17 protein-coding genes are annotated in these 16,890 nt (G+C 43.3%); 10 read left to right on the forward strand and 7 right to left on the reverse strand.

Annotated features, from left to right (window positions below; genetic code table 11):
- Positions 1–11 precede the first annotated feature (11 nt).
- Positions 12–1,040 carry an NAD(P)H-dependent glycerol-3-phosphate dehydrogenase gene (locus tag ACMXYW_RS05730; RefSeq protein WP_415905541.1) on the forward strand — a complete coding sequence of 343 codons (1,029 nt, stop codon included), beginning with the start codon at positions 12–14 and terminating at the stop codon, positions 1,038–1,040.
- Complete coding sequence (gene sixA / locus ACMXYW_RS05735) at positions 1,037–1,489, forward strand: phosphohistidine phosphatase SixA (RefSeq protein WP_415898625.1); 453 nt, start codon at positions 1,037–1,039, stop codon at positions 1,487–1,489. The genes ACMXYW_RS05730 and sixA overlap by 4 nt, the downstream gene beginning before the upstream one ends.
- Here sixA and ACMXYW_RS05740 read toward each other — a convergent pair.
- Entirely contained in the window at positions 1,472–3,253 is a 1,782-nt protein-coding gene (locus ACMXYW_RS05740; RefSeq protein WP_415898624.1) for a Wzy polymerase domain-containing protein, read from the reverse strand. The genes sixA and ACMXYW_RS05740 overlap by 18 nt on opposite strands.
- A 98-nt stretch (positions 3,254–3,351) precedes the next feature.
- Between ACMXYW_RS05740 and ACMXYW_RS05745 the strand changes: the two genes are divergently transcribed.
- The 3 genes from ACMXYW_RS05745 (at position 3,352) to ACMXYW_RS05755 (ending at position 6,026) form a co-directional block, all read left to right on the forward strand.
- Positions 3,352–4,197: an alpha/beta fold hydrolase gene (locus tag ACMXYW_RS05745; RefSeq protein WP_415905542.1), complete on the forward strand. Its 846-nt coding sequence runs from the start codon at positions 3,352–3,354 to the stop codon at positions 4,195–4,197.
- A gap of 36 nt (positions 4,198–4,233) precedes the next feature.
- Positions 4,234–5,064, forward strand: coding sequence for a DUF4892 domain-containing protein (locus ACMXYW_RS05750; RefSeq protein ID WP_415905543.1), 831 nt, complete (start codon positions 4,234–4,236; stop codon positions 5,062–5,064).
- A gap of 65 nt (positions 5,065–5,129) precedes the next feature.
- Positions 5,130–6,026 (forward strand): patatin-like phospholipase family protein, encoded by an 897-nt coding sequence (locus ACMXYW_RS05755; RefSeq protein WP_415905544.1) that lies wholly within the window; start codon positions 5,130–5,132, stop codon positions 6,024–6,026.
- Here ACMXYW_RS05755 and ACMXYW_RS05760 read toward each other — a convergent pair whose 3' ends face one another.
- On the reverse strand, positions 6,027–6,578 hold the full coding sequence (locus tag ACMXYW_RS05760) for a Smr/MutS family protein (RefSeq protein WP_415905545.1): 552 nt from the start codon (positions 6,576–6,578) through the stop codon (positions 6,027–6,029).
- Between the two features lie 65 nt (positions 6,579–6,643).
- Between ACMXYW_RS05760 and prmB the strand changes: the two genes are divergently transcribed.
- The 4 genes from prmB (at position 6,644) to ACMXYW_RS05780 (ending at position 10,839) form a co-directional block, all read left to right on the forward strand.
- Positions 6,644–7,573 carry a 50S ribosomal protein L3 N(5)-glutamine methyltransferase gene (prmB, locus tag ACMXYW_RS05765; RefSeq protein WP_415905546.1) on the forward strand — a complete coding sequence of 310 codons (930 nt, stop codon included), beginning with the start codon at positions 6,644–6,646 and terminating at the stop codon, positions 7,571–7,573.
- Between the two features lie 44 nt (positions 7,574–7,617).
- The gene (gene aroC / locus ACMXYW_RS05770; protein WP_415884106.1) at positions 7,618–8,709 is read left to right on the forward strand and encodes a chorismate synthase; all 1,092 of its coding nucleotides are present in this window, start codon (positions 7,618–7,620) and stop codon (positions 8,707–8,709) included.
- 91 nt (positions 8,710–8,800) lie between these two features.
- Positions 8,801–10,060 (forward strand): threonine/serine ThrE exporter family protein, encoded by a 1,260-nt coding sequence (locus tag ACMXYW_RS05775; protein WP_415905547.1) that lies wholly within the window; start codon positions 8,801–8,803, stop codon positions 10,058–10,060.
- Positions 10,061–10,107: 47 nt separating this feature from the next.
- Positions 10,108–10,839 carry a lytic transglycosylase domain-containing protein gene (locus ACMXYW_RS05780; RefSeq protein ID WP_415905548.1) on the forward strand — a complete coding sequence of 244 codons (732 nt, stop codon included), beginning with the start codon at positions 10,108–10,110 and terminating at the stop codon, positions 10,837–10,839.
- On the opposite strand, the gene ACMXYW_RS05785 is transcribed toward ACMXYW_RS05780, so the two are convergent.
- On the reverse strand, positions 10,826–11,689 hold the full coding sequence (locus ACMXYW_RS05785; RefSeq protein ID WP_415905549.1) for a LysR substrate-binding domain-containing protein: 864 nt from the start codon (positions 11,687–11,689) through the stop codon (positions 10,826–10,828). The genes ACMXYW_RS05780 and ACMXYW_RS05785 overlap by 14 nt on opposite strands.
- Before the next feature lie 104 nt (positions 11,690–11,793).
- Here ACMXYW_RS05785 and ACMXYW_RS05790 point away from each other — a divergent pair, with 104 nt between their 5' ends.
- A complete protein-coding gene (locus ACMXYW_RS05790) occupies positions 11,794–12,450 on the forward strand; it encodes a glutathione S-transferase family protein (protein ID WP_415905550.1) in 657 nt (218 codons plus the stop codon).
- A gap of 81 nt (positions 12,451–12,531) precedes the next feature.
- On the opposite strand, the gene ACMXYW_RS05795 is transcribed toward ACMXYW_RS05790, so the two are convergent.
- The 4 genes from ACMXYW_RS05795 to ACMXYW_RS05810 form a co-directional block, all read right to left on the reverse strand.
- On the reverse strand, positions 12,532–13,302 hold the full coding sequence (locus tag ACMXYW_RS05795) for an amino acid ABC transporter ATP-binding protein (protein WP_415898616.1): 771 nt from the start codon (positions 13,300–13,302) through the stop codon (positions 12,532–12,534).
- Positions 13,303–13,314: 12 nt separating this feature from the next.
- A complete protein-coding gene (locus ACMXYW_RS05800) occupies positions 13,315–14,415 on the reverse strand; it encodes an amino acid ABC transporter permease (RefSeq protein WP_415905551.1) in 1,101 nt (366 codons plus the stop codon).
- A gap of 15 nt (positions 14,416–14,430) precedes the next feature.
- Complete coding sequence (locus ACMXYW_RS05805) at positions 14,431–15,612, reverse strand: amino acid ABC transporter permease (RefSeq protein ID WP_415905552.1); 1,182 nt, start codon at positions 15,610–15,612, stop codon at positions 14,431–14,433.
- 79 nt (positions 15,613–15,691) lie between these two features.
- Complete coding sequence (locus ACMXYW_RS05810; protein ID WP_415905553.1) at positions 15,692–16,705, reverse strand: amino acid ABC transporter substrate-binding protein; 1,014 nt, start codon at positions 16,703–16,705, stop codon at positions 15,692–15,694.
- Between the last annotated feature and the right edge of the window lie 185 nt (positions 16,706–16,890).

Below are 16,890 nucleotides of genomic sequence, written 5' to 3' on the forward strand. Positions count from 1 at the left end.
GAAATTTATCTATGTCTGATATTCGTAAGGTTGCAGTGCTGGGTGCAGGTAGCTTTGGCACGGTAATAGCGAACATTGTCGCTGATAATGGTCATAAAGTTAGTTTGTGGTTACGTGATCAGGAAAGAGCGGATCATATCAACGAGTTCCATGAAAATCCTCGTTACCTTCCTGACTACCAACTCTCTAAAAATATTACGGCATCTTGTTCGTTAGAAGATGTTCTCCTTGATGCAGAACTGGTTTTTGTCTCTATTCCGAGTCAGTCATTTAGGCAAGTGATTGAACAAGCTAAACCTTGGTTAAAGCCGGGGCAGATGCTCGTCAGTACAACGAAAGGCATTGAAGCTAAGACTTTTAGCTTGATGAGCGAGATCCTGACTGAAGAGATGCCTGATGCTTGTATTGGCGTCTTAAGCGGACCTAATCTGGCAAAAGAGGTTGCTGCTAAGCAATTAACAGCAACGGTAATTGCTAGTGATTCTGCTGACGTTAGAACACTGGTTCAGGATATTCTTCATAGCTCTTATTTTCGTGTTTATGCTAGCTCAGATACTTACGGTGTTGAGCTTGGTGGTACGCTCAAAAATATTTATGCCATTGCTGCAGGTTTGAGTGCTGCGCTTGGTATGGGTGAAAATACCAAGAGCATGTTAATGACACGTAGTTTGGCTGAAATGAGCCGATTTGCTGTATGTATGGGGGCAAACCCTATGACATTTATTGGTCTAGCTGGCGTTGGTGATTTGATTGTAACCTGTATGTCGCCTTTGAGCCGTAATTACCGTGTTGGCTATGCGTTAGGTGAGGGTAAAACCTTAGATGAAGCGGTTGAGGCTTTAGGGCAAGTTGCCGAAGGTGTTAACACGATCAAGCACGTCAAAGAAAAAGCTGCTGCGATGGGCGTCTATATGCCTCTTGTTGCAGGATTATATGAGGTTGTTTTCAACCACGCTCCGGTCGCTCAAGTCGTAAAAATGCTGATGATGAGTGAGCAGAGTACCGATGTTGAATTTGTCTTACCTAGAGAAGGCGAATGAATTTCTTTTTAATGCGCCACGGTGAAGCCGAGTTTTTTGCTGAATCGGATGCTCAGCGCAAGTTGACGCCTGAAGGCGTTAAAAGGCTCGAGTTAAGATTAGAGACTGCTGTACCTCATCTTAAAGATGTGGATTGTGTTATTCATAGTCCTTATGTCAGAGCCTGTCAGACTGCGGAAATAGTTAATCAGCAGTTGGGTGGGGTTGAGCAGTTTATTTCGGAACTCTGGACGCCAGAATCTGATCCTGCGAATGCTTTAGCCTTTCTAGAAAGGTTTGAAAGTCGTTCTCCACTCGTGGTTACGCATATGCCCTTAATCTCTTATGTAGAAGCAATTTGCTGCGAAGGTAGTGCACATAATCCAGCTACCTTCAGTTGTGGTGAAATAGCCCAGCTGGAAGCGGATTGGCCAGCAGCTGGGCTCGGGCGTTTAGTTCGTCGTATCTAATTGTTTGATGGCGCCACTGCTATTTCCATCCTCTAGATCCTTTGCCATAAACTGTTGGTTTAGCTGCTGCAGATCTAAATTGTTTAGATAAGTATTCATCGCTATTTTCATTATTTGATCTCGCTCATCATTACGATTCGTATAGTCATAGGCGATGGCTAAATTGCTATAGTAAATCAATTCGGGATTATCTTTGATTTGTTCCTCTGCCCACTGAGCAAAAAGAACAGCGTGTTGGTTGTCATTTTGACTCATCCCTATAAACATATTTCGGCGAAGTATTAAGAATGTGGTGTGATTTTCAAAGTACTGAGATTTTAGGGGCGATTGTAGATAAATGGTTTTTTTCTGCCCTGAATGGATGTAGTTAATAAGTCCAGCATTACCCACTTGCGCTTTAATCAGTAAATTAGTGCTAACTAGTGCAATAGCTGTTGCGCTTAAAGGTATAGTGGTGCTTGCTGCTTTTGATAATTTTGAGGTCGAATAGGTCTTTTTACCTGATTGGTGAACTAAAAATAAAATTGTTAGCAACAAGAACCAAGGTGTATTGGAAATATAAAAGGGAAGTTCTACTTGGGTATGTAGAGTAATTGGAATGAGCAAAGCTGCGTAACCAAATCCTCTTTGCCATCCAAGTTTAGTTAATTGTATAAATGTATAAAGTGTCGCTGCTAATATACCGAGAATAGCAAAGGTACCACCTTCAATAAGCCAAAATATGAATTCATTGTGAGGGTGAGTAAATTTAGGAGATTTACCTAGGTTATAAATCCCCGCTACTTGGGCTTCCATCCGCTTATCCTGAAAAACTTTTTGAAAGCTACCAAGCCCATGGCCAAACACTGGAGCTTCGGTATAAAGCTCCCACGACATGTTGTAAATGCTCCAGCGAATGTCTTGTTTCATAATTCGATCAAACTTATCTGAAGTTTTTTCTAGACCCTGGCTGCCCAGTAGGCCGCCTGTAAATGATGCAATTATTACAGAGGCCAAGATAAGTTTTGATTTTGAGTAGATTTTCCAACGACCTAGAAATAATAAAGTTAATGCCAAGGTTATTCCTAGAGTACCAACTCTAGATCCACTGCTAGCGATATTGTAACTAGCAGCCATGGCAGTGATTATTATGGAGACTATGATAATTGGGTTCTTATTTTTACTTAAAGGACGTCCGATCAAGTAAAAAGCGAGGACTAAAACCGTTGCCATTAAACTTGCTTGGATGTTTACCTGTTGAAATGGTCCTACTGGGGTCAATTTAGGGCTGTGTGGAATAAAGCCTGATAGGATTGGGGGAGTTTGGGTTTGGATAATCCCATACGTAGCAGCAATTAATCCCATTGATAAAAGGATGTATAAACTTCTTTCTATTTGCCTTGAAGTTAGTTCGAATTGATAAAGAGCTATAAAGAATAAATATCCACCACAGATTACCGACAATCTTATTAGCCACTCAGCTGGGTTGTTATTATCAGCAATGTAACTAGTGATAATTGCGCCCAGGGGTAGAAGAGCCAAAGTAAACCAATATCTAGGTAAAATAATTCTATTTTGTTTATAGATGATGTAGCAGGCAGCAGCAATGATCCAGCTAGCGATGATCCATAGGCTTGCATTGTGTGGAATGCTTAAGCCTTCACCGCCCATGTTTGGTTGGTAATAAAAGGGGGCTAAAAGGAACATTATCCCAAACAGTACAAAAAAGACTTTTTGTGGCTTTTTGAGGGAAGGGTCCTTTTCCAGTTCAAGTCGTAGAGTCATGTTTGTTCTGTTCCAATTACTTACTTTAGCTGAGATCTTAACGTAATTTCGGTTTATAGTACCTAACTGATTATTGCTAATAGGGTTTTTGTCTACCTATGCCAAATAAAGTTAGTTTTGAAATACAGATTCCAGGTTATACCGTCGCGGCTATTGAATACGGAGATCCCAATGGTGCTCCAATGTTGGCTTTGCATGGTTGGCTGGATAATGCTGCTAGCTTTGATGCTTTAGCACAAAACCTCACAGGCATCAGATTGATAGCAATTGATTTAATCGGTCATGGGCGATCAGATCATCGTCCAGAGGTTATGCCTTATTATATTTGGGATAACGTAACTGACCTTCATGCTGTTCTAGATGCACTTTCTTTGAATAAAGTCAGTCTCATTGGGCATTCAATGGGGGCAAGCATTGCGATGCTATTTGCAGGTGCTTTTCCAGAAAAGGTCGATCATTTAATGCTAATAGAAGGGTTGGCTCCTCTTTTCTATGACGAGGAAGATTTACCTCAGTTGTTTGCTGATGCTGTGATAAAGCGTAGCAAGATGGTTTCGAAAACCTTACGTCCTTATTTAACCTACGAAGATGCTATTCAGGCTCGTATGAATGGTCGTTGGCCCGTTTCTCGAGAAGCAGCTGAGGCTCTCCTAGATCGTGGATTATCAAGAACGGAAAGAGGCTATATTTGGAGTAATGATCCAAAGTTGATGATGCCTTCTTTGGTTCGGTTTAGTTTTTCACAGATCTCTTCTTTTGTTAAATCCGTAAGATCAGAAGCTATAGTTATAAGGGGATCGAATGGTGCAGCTGATAGCATCATTAATCCTTGGTTGGGTGAGTTTTACCATGCTGAAGTGATTGATATGGAAGGAGGGCATCATTTGCACCTAGAACCTACCCCAGCGGCATTGTTAGCTGAACGTATCAATCAATGGGCATGATGCACCATTATTAATGTTACGTTTTAGGAGTATGGAATGCGTTTATTAGTACCTTGGTTGTTTTTTATTTTTTCAATGAATGTTCAGTCTGCATCCGATGTTAGAGGTAGCAGTGACTATGGATCATTTGAGCGTTTCCCTCGATCTACCATTGTTCAATATAAAGAGATAGAAAACGCGGATTACCGTTTCGTTTTGGGTGGGTTGGAGAAGATTAATGGCGTCATTGCACCTGAAAAAGAGGAGCGCTTAAGCGGAAAGTTGTTTCAACTGACCTACCGAATTCCTCAAAACCATTCCTCCGATGAAGCATTCCAATTTTTCTCAGCGCAGTTAGAGAAGCAAGGAGCAACCGAGCAATTTAATTGTCAGGGGCGGGCATGCGGTAGTAGTAATCAATGGGCGAATACCATTTTTAAGTATTCGAGATTATACGGTATTGATACCACTCAACGAGTAGCTAGCTTCAAACTTAATCAACGTTACTTCGCTTTGTATTCAGTCCAGAGAGGCAACAAAAAAGTTTATTTACGATTAGATGTTTTGGAAATGGCTTCTGATCGTTCTGTTTTAGATAAGAGTGAGTTGGTTCACGAATATGTGGATACTGAAGAAGGCTTCCAAAGACTTTTAGCCTTCATTCAAAATAATCCCAAGCAACAAATTTGGATTGTTTCTTCCGATTTTACAGCTGGTTCCTATCAGGAAAAACTTAATAGTGCGCTGGAGTATGGTAATCAGTTAAAAGCAAAGTTAATCACTAATGGCGTTTTGGCTGAGCAAGTGAATGTACACTCCGTTGGAGCTTTTGGAACAAAGTCAAAAACGGGTGATGTAGCAATCATGATTTATAAAGAAGAGCTTTAATAAGCTCGAAGGAGATCGAACGCTAACTTAATTTTTTCCTAGCTTTAAGTGCTTAGGAGGTCATTATGGCAACAGTCTCATTAGTTCTTGGTAGTGGTGGAGCGAGAGGATATGCCCATATAGGAGCGATTGAAGAGATAGAACGTCGAGGATATGAGATCGTATCTATCTCAGGGAGCTCAATGGGTGCTCTAGTTGGAGGAATGCACGCTGCCGGGAAATTAAATGAATATAAAGAGTGGGTAACCAGTCTCAATTGGATGAGAGTGGTTAGGTTATTAGATTTTACTTTGTCGCGTGGCGCTATTCGGGGTGACAAAATTTTCGTGCAATTGGCTGAAATTTTAGGTTCGCCTAATATCGAAAATTTTGAGATTGATTTTACAGCTGTGGCTGCTGATATAGCCCACCAAAAAGAGGTTTGGTACCAAAAAGGCCCTCTACTTGACGCCATTCGTGCGTCCGTTGCTGTTCCTGGTTTATTTACTCCCGTCGTCAAAGATGGGAGAGTGTTAGTTGATGGTGGCATACTAAACCCTCTTCCAATCATCCCCGTTGTTGCTGCTCAAGCTGATCTTATTATTGCGGTAGATTTGAATACCGGTGATTCCAGTCATAGTCATCTGAAGCTACCAAGTAATCAGTACTTAAAACGCAGCGGTATGAGTGATGAGTGGCATATGCAAGATGCGAATGCTGCTGAAGGCAGTGAAGAGGTTACTGCCGATCAGCCGACAGAGATCGGAGGGCGTATGGATGTTCTACTTAACTCTGTGGAAGTGATGCAGGCGAGTTTGGCTGAATACAAAATTGCCGGTTACCCGCCTGATTTACTCGTACGTATTCCTAAAGACCTATGTAGCTTTTATGAATTTCATCGTGCAACAGAGACCGTTGAGTATGGGCGGCTTGCAACGCGAGATAGGTTGGAAGCGTTAGAAAATGGTGATCCAATCAATTAGCTATTTATCTCGTTTAAGCAAAACGTAAAGGGCTCCAGCGCCACCATCTTTGGCCTGTGCGGAACAGAAGGCGAGTACTCCGTTTAGGCGTTTTAACCACTCGTTAACGTAAGATTTAATCATTGCTTGCTGGCTTTCTGATGAATGGGCTTTGCCATGTACGACGATGACGCATCTCGCTTTGTTTCTTTTCGCTTCAAAAATAAATTTACTAAGCTGATCGCGGGCTTGATCAACTGTGTATCCGTGAAGATCTAAACCCTGTTCCCAAGGGATATGCCCTTGTTTCAGGCGTTTTAGAACACGAAGTTGTACCCCGGGGTTCGCAAATAAAAGTTCTTCGCTAGATTCCACCAACTCTACCGCTTCATCGGATAAACCATCGATAACCTTATCTTCCTGCTGAGTAGCAGCTTGGCGACGGTATTGCTTGTTATGAAGATCACTCTTTGATCTCTTTATCTGGGTATCAGCTTTGTCATGCTTATGGCGGGTTACGCCCTCCATTGCCGACATAAAGTCGATGTCTTCATTCTCACGGGGGTCTTTCATGGTGTTCCTGTGCGAGTTTTATTAATATTGCCCTTTAAATTTAACAAAATATCGGTCCAGACTGAATGAGCGAGCAAGCTTTAACTTCAAACTCTATAACTAATCAGTTACACAGCTTACGTGATTACATCCGTTATGCGATGAGTCAATTTGCGCAACATAAGGTTTATTTTGGTCATGGTACTGACAATGCGTGGGATGAAGCTACTCAGCTAGTATTAGGGGCAGTTTATCTGCCATGGGATGTGAACCCTGCAGTTTTGGATGGTCGCCTTACAGAGGAAGAAAAAGAGCGGGTGATCTCTTTTATCCATCAGCGTGCGGTAGAACGTAGACCTCTGCCATACATTATTGGTGAATCTTGGTTCTGCTCATTGCCTTTCTTTGTTGATGAAAGAGTGCTGATTCCACGATCACCTATTGCTGAGTTAATTGAAAATCAATTTAGCCCATGGCTGCGAGAAAGTCCGGTTGAACGCATTTTGGACCTGTGTACGGGTAGTGGTTGTATTGGTTTAGCCTGCGCTTATGCCTTCGAAGAAGCGGAAGTCGATTTGGCCGATATCTCCTCTGATGCTATCGATGTTTCTAATATCAATATTGCTAAGCATGAGATGGGTGATCGTGTTCAAGCTATTGAAAGTGATCTGTTTTCTAACTTACAGGGTAAGAAGTATGATCTGATTGTTAGTAATCCTCCTTACGTTGACGAAAGCGATCTGGCTTCAATGCCGGAGGAATACGATCATGAGCCAGAACTAGCGTTGGGTTCTGGCCCTGATGGTTTGGATATTACCCGTCAGATTCTTGCACAAGCGAATGATTATCTAACTGAAGATGGCCTGTTGGTGGTTGAAGTGGGTAATAGTGAAGTGCACATGATGGAGAAATACCCACAGATTCCTGTAATCTGGTTAGAGTTTGAACGCGGTGGTAATGGTGTGTTTGCGATTACTGCTAAGGAACTGCGCCAACATCGGGATTGTTTGGTATAATCCCGCCCCTGAATTTTTAAGAACGTTTTGGATGGAATACTGCGATGTCAGGAAATAGTTACGGTAAGCTGTTTACAGTCACTACATTTGGTGAGAGCCACGGTAAGGCTCTTGGCTGTATTGTTGATGGTTGCCCTCCAGGCATCGAGCTTTCTGAAGCTGACCTACAGTTAGATTTAGACCGCCGTAAGCCAGGTACTTCTCGTCATACAACTCAGCGCCGTGAAGCTGATGAAGTAGAGATTTTATCGGGTGTTTTCGAAGGTAAAACTACTGGTACACCAATTGGCTTGCTGATCAAAAACACCGATCAACGTTCTAAAGATTACTCCAATATCGAAGAGACGTTCCGTCCAGCCCATGCTGACTACGTTTACACGCATAAATATGGTTTCCGTGATTATCGTGGTGGCGGCCGTTCATCTGCGCGTGAAACTGCTATGCGTGTTGCAGCAGGTGCTATTGCGAAAAAGTATCTAGCGTCTAAAGGTATCGAAGTTAAAGGTTACCTATCTCAATTAGGTCCGATTGCAATTAACGAAGCTAACTTCGATTGGAATGAAGTACCTAACAATCCATTCTTCTCTCCAGATGCCGAAGCCGTGTCTGAGATGGAAACTTACATGGATGCGCTTCGAAAAGAGGGTAACTCTGTAGGTGCTAAAATCTCTGTAGTGGCTTCAGGCGCACCAGTTGGTTTAGGTGAGCCGATTTTCGATCGACTTGATGCTGACCTTGCTCATGCGTTGATGAGCATCAACGCTGTAAAAGGTGTTGAGATTGGTGATGGATTTGATTGTGTCTCACAGAAAGGCACGGAGCACAGGGATGAGATGACGCCTGAAGGTTTCTTGTCGAATCATTCTGGTGGTATCTTAGGCGGTTTATCTACAGGTCAAGATATCGTTGCGCATATTGCCTTGAAACCGACTTCTAGTTTGCGTCTGCCGGGCCGTAGTATTAATAGTCGCGGTGAAGAGATTGAAGTTGTGACGAAAGGTCGTCATGACCCTTGCGTGGGTATTCGAGCAACACCAATTGCTGAAGCGATGATGGCAATTGTGTTGATGGATCACTTACTCCGTGACCGAGCACAAAACGCAGATGTTAAATCTGAGATACCTGTTATCACCTGATATTAAAATTCGCCAATCGAATCTAGGAAAGGATAAATTAGCGATAATTTATCCTTTTTTGTTTTAGGGCTATAGAGGATTCAAAGCCGTTATGTCGTTTGATCTACTTGATCACTACTCATTAGATAAACAGCCAAACTTTCCGCCAAGGACTTTGCCGGTGGGTTTTATGCTTCGTTTAGCTAAAGCGCTGCATACCTATGGGATGACGGCTTATGAGCTAGAAAATACGATGAAACGTGTGGGTGAGACCCTTGGTTTTGGCGTGCAGTGTTTAGCGCAGCCTACAAACCTCATAATGAGCTTCTCACACCCAGAAGAGCCTGAGCCTAAAACCTATGTTTTCCGTGTAGATCAGGGTGAGGTAAACCTTGAGAGGCAGATCCAAGTAAACACGGTGGTTCGGGATGTCATGTCTGAATCTATAACCGTGTCAGAAGGTGCGCATCAACTTAAAGCTATCGCTAACTCAGGTGCTAGGTTTGGGGTTAAAGGCCAGATGGCCGGGTTTGCTCTGTTATCAGCAGGTATCGCTCATCTTTTAGGTGGTGCTGTAGCTGAGATGCTGGTGGCCTTTTTTATCGGCATGCTAACAGCACTTATCGCAGTTAAATTTTTAAAAACCGATTCACTTAAATATCTATTTCCGACGTTATCGGCGATTTTGTCAGCATTAGTGGCTAATTTTGTCGCCAGTTTGGGGTGGTTGTCATCACCTTATATAGCCACAGTAGCTGGGGTGATTGTATTAGTCCCCGGTTTGCCGTTGACCACTGCAGTAGCCGAACTTGCTCGGCAAAATATGGTTTCGGGAACAGCACGATTGGTTTATGCCGGTACTATCTTCTTACAGATAGGCTTTGGCGTAGCCATTGGTAACGCTATTGGAACAGGCTTGTTTCCAGCACAACCTGTGACGTTTGAATGGTATCTACCTGACTGGAGTCTATGGCTATCAATCGCCTATGCAGGCATCGGGCTATGCTTTCTTTTCCAGAGTCGTCCAGTTGATATGCATTGGGTGGTTCTAGGTGGTTGTATCGCTTTTGCAGCAACCTGGTATGGGGCTCAGCTCTTTGGGCAGGTTTTAGGTGCTTTTATTGGTGCCTTTATTACAGGCTTGGTAGCGAACTTGTTTGAGCGTATTTCAGGGATTACCCGAGCGGTCATGTTAATGCCGGGTATTATCTTACTGGTACCGGGAAGTGTTGGTTTTCAGAGCCTCTCCCTTATGGTTGAAAAGAATGTGCTTGAAGGGATCGATACGGCATTTAGCATGAGCTTTGTTGCTATCGCGCTGGTGACAGGGTTGCTGTTTTCCTCATTAATTCTTCCCCCTAAAGAGCTGTGATGGCGAAGGGTTAACCTCCGGGATTAATAGCTGCTAAACTGCTGTTTATGAAGATATGGAAAGCTACGGCTTCAACCGCAGTTTTAACGATTATTGGTGTTTTCGTTTCGCTAACGCCAGTAAATCTTATTGCGGGCGAAATTCGGAAAATTGTGCACCCAGATGGACGGGTCGAATATACCAACCTTAGCGATAAGCAGAGGAAGGTTAACTACACCAATAAAAGCTCCTCTTCACTCAAAAAAGTTTATAAGTACCGTAATGACGACGGGGTATTGTCATTCTCAGATCAAAAGCCTTTGAATATAGGGTTTGAAGTTCTGAGGTTTGATTGTTTTGCATGCAGTGTCGCTTCAACTGTAAATTGGCATACAACTCCATTAAATGTACAAGCGCATAGTGATCAAGTAAAAGCGATGGCTAAAAAGTATGCCGTTGATGAAGCCTTAGTCCGTGCAGTCATACATGCTGAGTCAGCGTTCCGAGTTAATGCTGTATCTAGGGCTGGTGCACAAGGTCTGATGCAACTAATGCCGGCAACAGCGAAAGATCTTGGCGTGACAAATAGCATGGACGCTAATCAAAATATTGAGGGTGGGACGAAGTACCTAGCCCAGCTTTTACAAAACTTCTCTGGTGACCTAACCCTTAGTACTGCTGCATATAATGCAGGCCCAGGAGCTGTGACGCGCTATAATGGGGTGCCTCCCTACGCTGAAACCAAGGCCTATGTTGAGCGCGTCGCTATTCTAAAAGAGCGCTACGCTAAAGCGTTGTAGTTTTCTCGCTCTGTTCTAATAAGAGTGTACTCAATTCAGTCGCTACAGATGAGCCAAACATAGGGTGTGGCCTAGGTGCGATCGCGAGGACGATATCGACAGAGGGTAGAGGGGGTAAACCTTTTTCATCAATGATTACTAGATCTTTACTGATGCTTGAAGTCGCCATGGCACTGATACCTAGCCCTTCTCTTAATAAACCCTTGAGTGCAGTTGAGCTAGAAGACGCGCAGACTAAACGGTAATCGATCCCTTGCTTTTCTAAACCATCAACTGCTGTGGTTCGAAATTTACAATCTGGTTCAAATAACACCAAAGGCAGTGGCGATTGCTCTAGCAGTTCTGGATAACCCCCATGTACCCAAACACCGATATCGTGTTTAAGTAGAAATCCTTCATCGCCATCTGGAGCCCGAGTGAGAATGGCTATATCTAATTCACCCGAATCCAACATCGAGCGTAATTTACTGCTGCAATTGCACTCAATATTAAAATTCAAATCAGGAATTCTGTCGCTGATGAGCTGGCATAGTTGCGGGAGAACCGATTCGGCATAATCATCAGGGCATCCAATTCTTAATGGCCTTTGTGCTTGAGTAAGCGAAAAGTGTCCAATAGCTTCATCATGCAATGCGATAAGCCTTCGAGCATAACTGACTAGCTCTTGGCCTTGGTCGGTCAAACAAAGGTTACGTCCTTCTTTGATGAATAGACTGTGGCCTATCTCTTCCTCAAGCTTTTTCATCTGCATGCTGATTGCACTTTGCGTACGAAAAGTTTGTTTAGCCGCGCGAGTAAAACTTCCAGTATCTACAAAAGCGATAAAGCTGCGAAGTGCATCTATATCCATACAGCGATCATCCATCAATATTTTGAATAGGAGCTATCAAAACTATTCGTTAGTCAGATAGAAAGCAAGTTGCCACAATCTTAAGCCTAGATACGGAGGATGTTATGCAGCTAATTATTGGGAATAAAAATTACTCGTCTTGGTCATTAAGAGCTTGGTTGATGCTCAAAGCTTTTGATGTCGAATTTGATGAACTTAAAATAAACCTATTCACTGATGAATTTTATGAGACGTTAAAGCAGCATACTCCCGTAGCCAAAGTACCTGTATTACTCGATGATGAATTGAATGTTTGGGACTCTCTCGCTATTTGCGAGTATGTTAATGAGCGCTATCTAGAAGGTGCTGCATGGCCGAGTGATGTATCAGAGCGTGCCAAAGCGAGAGCTATCGTCAGCGAGATGCACTCTGGCTTTAATGCGCTTCGGAATGAGATGCCGATGAACTGCCGAGCTAAACGGGCAATTGAATTAAGCCCAGCAGCACAGCAAGATATCCTGAGAATGGATGCTCTTTGGGCAGAATTAAGAGCTACGCATCAACATTCAGGGCCTTGGTTATTTGGCAGTTTTACGATTGTTGATGTGTTTTTCGCTCCAGCTGTTTTGCGTTTTGTAACTTACGGTATTGAGCTATCACCGCAATCCTCTGCTTATATGCAGACAGTTTTACAACATCCCGCTCTTCAGGCTTGGGTAAATGATGCTCTGCAGGAAACCGAAGTGGTTGAAGAAGATGAAGCAGGGGAGCCTGTGGAATAAATTTTAAAATAAAAAAAGCCGCTTAGCTGTAATACAGGTAAGCGGCTTTGCTTTCGCTGGAAAGTTCGTTTTTATTAGGTATTAGTGATCCAATATCTGGCTTAGGAACAGCTGTAAGCGATCTGTTTGCGGATTGTGGAAGATCTCCTCTGGGGTGTTTTGTTCCACAATTTCCCCTGCATCCATAAAGATTACACGGTCAGCAACTTTCTTAGCGAAACCCATCTCATGGGTTACGCAAAGCATCGTCATGCCTTCTTCTGCCAATTCGATCATTACGTCCAATACCTCTTTGATCATTTCTGGGTCAAGGGCAGAGGTTGGTTCATCGAATAGCATAATTTCAGGGTTCATACACAACGAACGTGCAATGGCTACACGTTGTTGCTGACCACCTGATAGTTGTCCTGGAAACTTATTCGCTTGATCTGGAATTTTTACCCTTTCCAGATATTTCATTGCTGTCGCTTCAGCTTCTTTCTTCGGTTTTTTCTGGACCCAAATTGGACCTAACGTCAGATTTTCTAAGATGGTTAGGTGAGGGAAAAGATTAAAGTGTTGGAATACCATTCCCACCTCACGGCGGATCGCTTCGATATTCTTCACATCTTCGATCATCTCTACACCATTAACGGTTAGAGAGCCGCGTTGAAACTCTTCCAGGCGGTTAATACAACGAGTCATTGTTGATTTACCTGAGCCGGAAGGGCCACAGATAACGATGCGTTCGCCTTTTTTAACGCGTAGGTTGATATCTTTTAATACGTGGAACTCGCCATACCATTTGTTGAGGTCCTTGATAACGATGATATCTTCGTTGTTTTCGATATTTTTTTCGTGTTCTATGCTCACAAGGAAAACCTCTTAGTTCTTATGGCTTGTGTCGAGTTTACGTTCGATTGATGCGCTGATCATGGACATGCTGAAACAGCAGATCCAGAAAACGACGGCTACAAAAAGGTAACCTTCAGTCGAATGACCACCTAACCAGCTTGAATTTGCTAGTGCTGTTTGAGTGGTACTCAGCATTTCAAAGATACCGATGATCAATAAGAACGTCGTATTTTTGAAGAGCATGATAAATGTTGCCAAAATATTTGGCATAGAGATCTTGATGACCTGAGGGAGGATAATCAGCAGTGTTTTCTGCCAAAAGCCTAGACCCAGAGAGTCTGCTGCTTCGTACTGCCCTTTAGGGACAGCCTGAAAACCACCTCGGAATACCTCAGCCATATAACCGGACATGAAGAGTGTAAGTACAATCCATACGCGAATCAGTTTGTCTACGTTGGTTCCTTCAGGGAAGAACAGTGGCAGCATTACAGAGCCCATAAAGAATAGGGCAAGTACTGGTACACCACGGAAGAACTCAATGAGAACAACGCTTACACTTCGTATAAATGGCATATCAGAACGACGTCCGAGCGCCCAAAGGAAGCTTAATGGGAAGGCAACGATAATACTCGCAGCGGCTAGTAGTACGTTGAGTGAGAAGCCGCCCCAATAGTCAGTTGATACATACTCTAGTCCAATCCAACTACCATCAAGAATCAGAATAGATAGGAATGGCAAAGCTAAGAAAAGCGGTATAGCGATCTTGTTGCGCAGCTCTTTGCTCAGCATATTAGATGCTGTGATGACACCAACAAGGGCAATTAAGCAAACGTTGATACGCCAAATTTCTTCGGCAGGGTAACTTCCATAGAAGAACTGCTTGGACCAAGCTTTAACAAATACCCAACAAGCACCATCTTTGGTGCAAGCCTCTTGAGTAGCACCAGCCCAGTTGGCAGAGATAAATAGCCAATCGACCAGAGGTGGAATAACCGTCACTAAACCAGCAAGGATAAGCAGTGTCGCAATTGAATTGGATATTGAGTCAAAGAAATTATCTCTGATCCAATGAATTGGACCTACAGTATCACGTGGTGCTGGTTGATCGGGTAGTGGTTTAAATTCTTTCATTTCAATCACTCCCGATTAACGTTCAGCCAGAGAAACGCTTGCATTGAAGCGGTTCATAACAAAAGAAATGGACATGTTAACGACAAAATAAACCGCCATTGTCATAAATACGATCTCGATCGCCTGACCTGTTTGGTTAAGTGTCGTGCCAACAAATACGGTAAATAGATCGGGATAGCCTATCGCAGTTGCCAGAGTCGAGTTTTTAACTAGGCTCTGATACTCACTGTTAAGCAGAGGCACAATAACGCGCATGGCTTGAGGAACAACGATCAACTTCATGATCTTGCTCTCTTTTAACCCGATACTACGTGCAGCTTCTGTTTGACCGTGAGGTACTGCTTGAACACCCGCCCTTACTGCTTCCGCAATAAATGCTCCGGTATAAACCGTAAGTGCTAAGGCAAGTGCCATCAGTTCAGGAATAACCGTTACACCACCTCGGAAATTAAAGCCTTTAAGCTCAGGGAAGTCCCAAGTGAACGGTACGCCTGCTGCAAATAGGGCAACAAGAGGTAAAACAAACAGAATAGCCAAACTAGCCTGTAATACTGGGAACTGCTGGCCGGTGTCATCTTGACGTTTCTTAGCCCAACGCTTGAGGATAAAGATAGAGGCAATGGCAGCAGCAATCGCAGCATAAACAATACCTGCACCACTTTCAGCATTTAGTCCTGGGAAGTAGAGGCCGCGAACGTTTAAGAAAATCACTTCCCCAAGGCTCAAGCTTTGACGAGCGCTTGGTAGTGCTGCCAATACCGCGAAATACCAGAAGAAAATCTGAAGTAGTAGTGGGATGTTTCGGAAAGTTTCTACATAAGCGACAGCCAGCTTTCTGATCAGTAAGTTATGAGAGAAATGAGCAACCCCCATAATAAAGCCAACGATTGTCGAGAGAATGATCCCGATTGTCGAAACAAGAATGGTATTTAATAAACCGACAATAAATGTACGACCATAAGTATGCGTTGCATCGTATGGCACCAACGACATTAGAATATCGAATCCGGCAGTCGTAAACAGGAAGTCATAACCGCTTTTGATACCGCGGGCTTCTAAGTTAGCCAGCGTGTTAGAAATAATACCGTAAAAGAAATATCCCAAGCCTGCTAGTAACAACAGCTGGTAAATAATCGAACGGTTTCTAGGGTTGTTGAAGAAGGAGGGTGATGACTTCACCTGTGGCTTTTCAGACATAATTAAGCACTTATCTTCAGAAGGTTATAAGTAAAAATAGCAGAGGGGCATGAAAAATGCCCCCCTGTTTGATCCTTCCTTAGCGTACTGGTGAAGAGTACATAATACCGCCTTGGTTCCACTGGGCGTTTAGACCACGGGAAATTTTAAGCGGAGAACCCTGACCTACATTGCGCTCAAAGCTTTCAGCGTAGTTACCTACTTGCTTCACAATGTTGTATGCCCAATCAGCAGGGATGCCAAGTTTTTGACCTGCATCGCCTTCAGAACCCATTAGGCGTTTTTGAGAAGGATTACCTTCTGTTTTCGCTTTATCAGCAGAAGCACTGTCGATTTTTAGGAATTCAGCTTCAACCATCGCCATTAGAGACCAGCGAACGACGTTAAACCATGCATCGTCACCTTGACGAACAACTGGGCCTAGCGGTTCTTTAGAGATAACTTCTGGCAGTACCATCGCTGCTGAAGGATCTTTTAGGCCTATACGTAGAGCGTATAATTGAGATTGGTCTGATGTTAGGACGTCACAACGACCGCTTTCGAAACCAGAGCGTGTTTGGTCAGAAGTATCGAATGTGATTGCTTTGTAGCTGATGCCGTTGGCACGGAAGTAGTCTGCAAGGTTAAGTTCAGTTGTTGTACCTGCTTGGATACATACAGCTGCACCGTCTAGTTCTAGCGCACTTTTTACGCCAAGGTTTTTAGAAACCATGAAACCTTGACCGTCATAATAGTTTACGCCAGCAAAGTTAAGACCTAGAGAGGTATCACGTGTGTGAGTCCAAGTAGTGTTACGAGAAAGAATATCGATTTCACCAGACTGAAGTGCAGTGAAACGCTCTTTAGCTGTAAGAGGCTTGTACTGGACTTTGCTTGCGTCACCTAGAACAGCAGCGGCAACAGAACGACATACGTCTACATCAAGACCGCTCCAAGTACCGTTCTCATCTTTTTGAGAGAAACCTGCAAGGCCAGTACTTACCCCGCAAGATACGCTGCCTCTTTTTTGAACATCTTCTAAAGTGCCTGCTTGAGCACCAAACGCTAAACCAAGTGCCATACCTGTAGCAACAACCGAGGTAAGTAATTTCATTCTGTTTCTCCATCCTTTCTGAGGCTTTTATACGCCGCAAAACCGTCTTGTTTTTGTTATTTGTTGTAGTAAGCGTAGGTCATTTATTTAGTTCCTAACAAACTTAGAAGAATACATCGAAAATGGTAGTAAAATTAGACTTTAGTTGTAGTTAGGCTCTAGGCCTTTGGTGGCAAGGGCTGGAG

It is taken from the genome of Neptuniibacter sp. QD48_55 (genome assembly GCF_047778115.1).
GTDB lineage: Bacteria > Pseudomonadota > Gammaproteobacteria > Pseudomonadales > Balneatricaceae > Neptuniibacter.

Bases quoted from the DNA above. Each gene is read 5' to 3' on its own strand.
- ACMXYW_RS05775 (WP_415905547.1), top strand. From the start codon at position 8,801: ATGTCGTTTGATCTACTTGATCACTACTCATTAGATAAACAGCCAAAC.
- prmB (WP_415905546.1), top strand. From the start codon at position 6,644: ATGAGCGAGCAAGCTTTAACTTCAAACTCTATAACTAATCAGTTACAC.
- ACMXYW_RS05745 (WP_415905542.1), top strand. From the start codon at position 3,352: ATGCCAAATAAAGTTAGTTTTGAAATACAGATTCCAGGTTATACCGTC.
- ACMXYW_RS05785 (WP_415905549.1), bottom strand. From the start codon at position 11,689: ATGGATATAGATGCACTTCGCAGCTTTATCGCTTTTGTAGATACTGGA.
- ACMXYW_RS05760 (WP_415905545.1), bottom strand. From the start codon at position 6,578: ATGAAAGACCCCCGTGAGAATGAAGACATCGACTTTATGTCGGCAATG.
- ACMXYW_RS05740 (WP_415898624.1), bottom strand. From the start codon at position 3,253: ATGACTCTACGACTTGAACTGGAAAAGGACCCTTCCCTCAAAAAGCCA.
- sixA (WP_415898625.1), top strand. From the start codon at position 1,037: ATGAATTTCTTTTTAATGCGCCACGGTGAAGCCGAGTTTTTTGCTGAA.
- ACMXYW_RS05750 (WP_415905543.1), top strand. From the start codon at position 4,234: ATGCGTTTATTAGTACCTTGGTTGTTTTTTATTTTTTCAATGAATGTT.
- ACMXYW_RS05780 (WP_415905548.1), top strand. From the start codon at position 10,108: ATGAAGATATGGAAAGCTACGGCTTCAACCGCAGTTTTAACGATTATT.
- ACMXYW_RS05790 (WP_415905550.1), top strand. From the start codon at position 11,794: ATGCAGCTAATTATTGGGAATAAAAATTACTCGTCTTGGTCATTAAGA.
- ACMXYW_RS05755 (WP_415905544.1), top strand. From the start codon at position 5,130: ATGGCAACAGTCTCATTAGTTCTTGGTAGTGGTGGAGCGAGAGGATAT.
- ACMXYW_RS05810 (WP_415905553.1), bottom strand. From the start codon at position 16,705: ATGAAATTACTTACCTCGGTTGTTGCTACAGGTATGGCACTTGGTTTA.
- ACMXYW_RS05805 (WP_415905552.1), bottom strand. From the start codon at position 15,612: ATGTCTGAAAAGCCACAGGTGAAGTCATCACCCTCCTTCTTCAACAAC.
- aroC (WP_415884106.1), top strand. From the start codon at position 7,618: ATGTCAGGAAATAGTTACGGTAAGCTGTTTACAGTCACTACATTTGGT.
- ACMXYW_RS05730 (WP_415905541.1), top strand. From the start codon at position 12: ATGTCTGATATTCGTAAGGTTGCAGTGCTGGGTGCAGGTAGCTTTGGC.
- ACMXYW_RS05800 (WP_415905551.1), bottom strand. From the start codon at position 14,415: ATGAAAGAATTTAAACCACTACCCGATCAACCAGCACCACGTGATACT.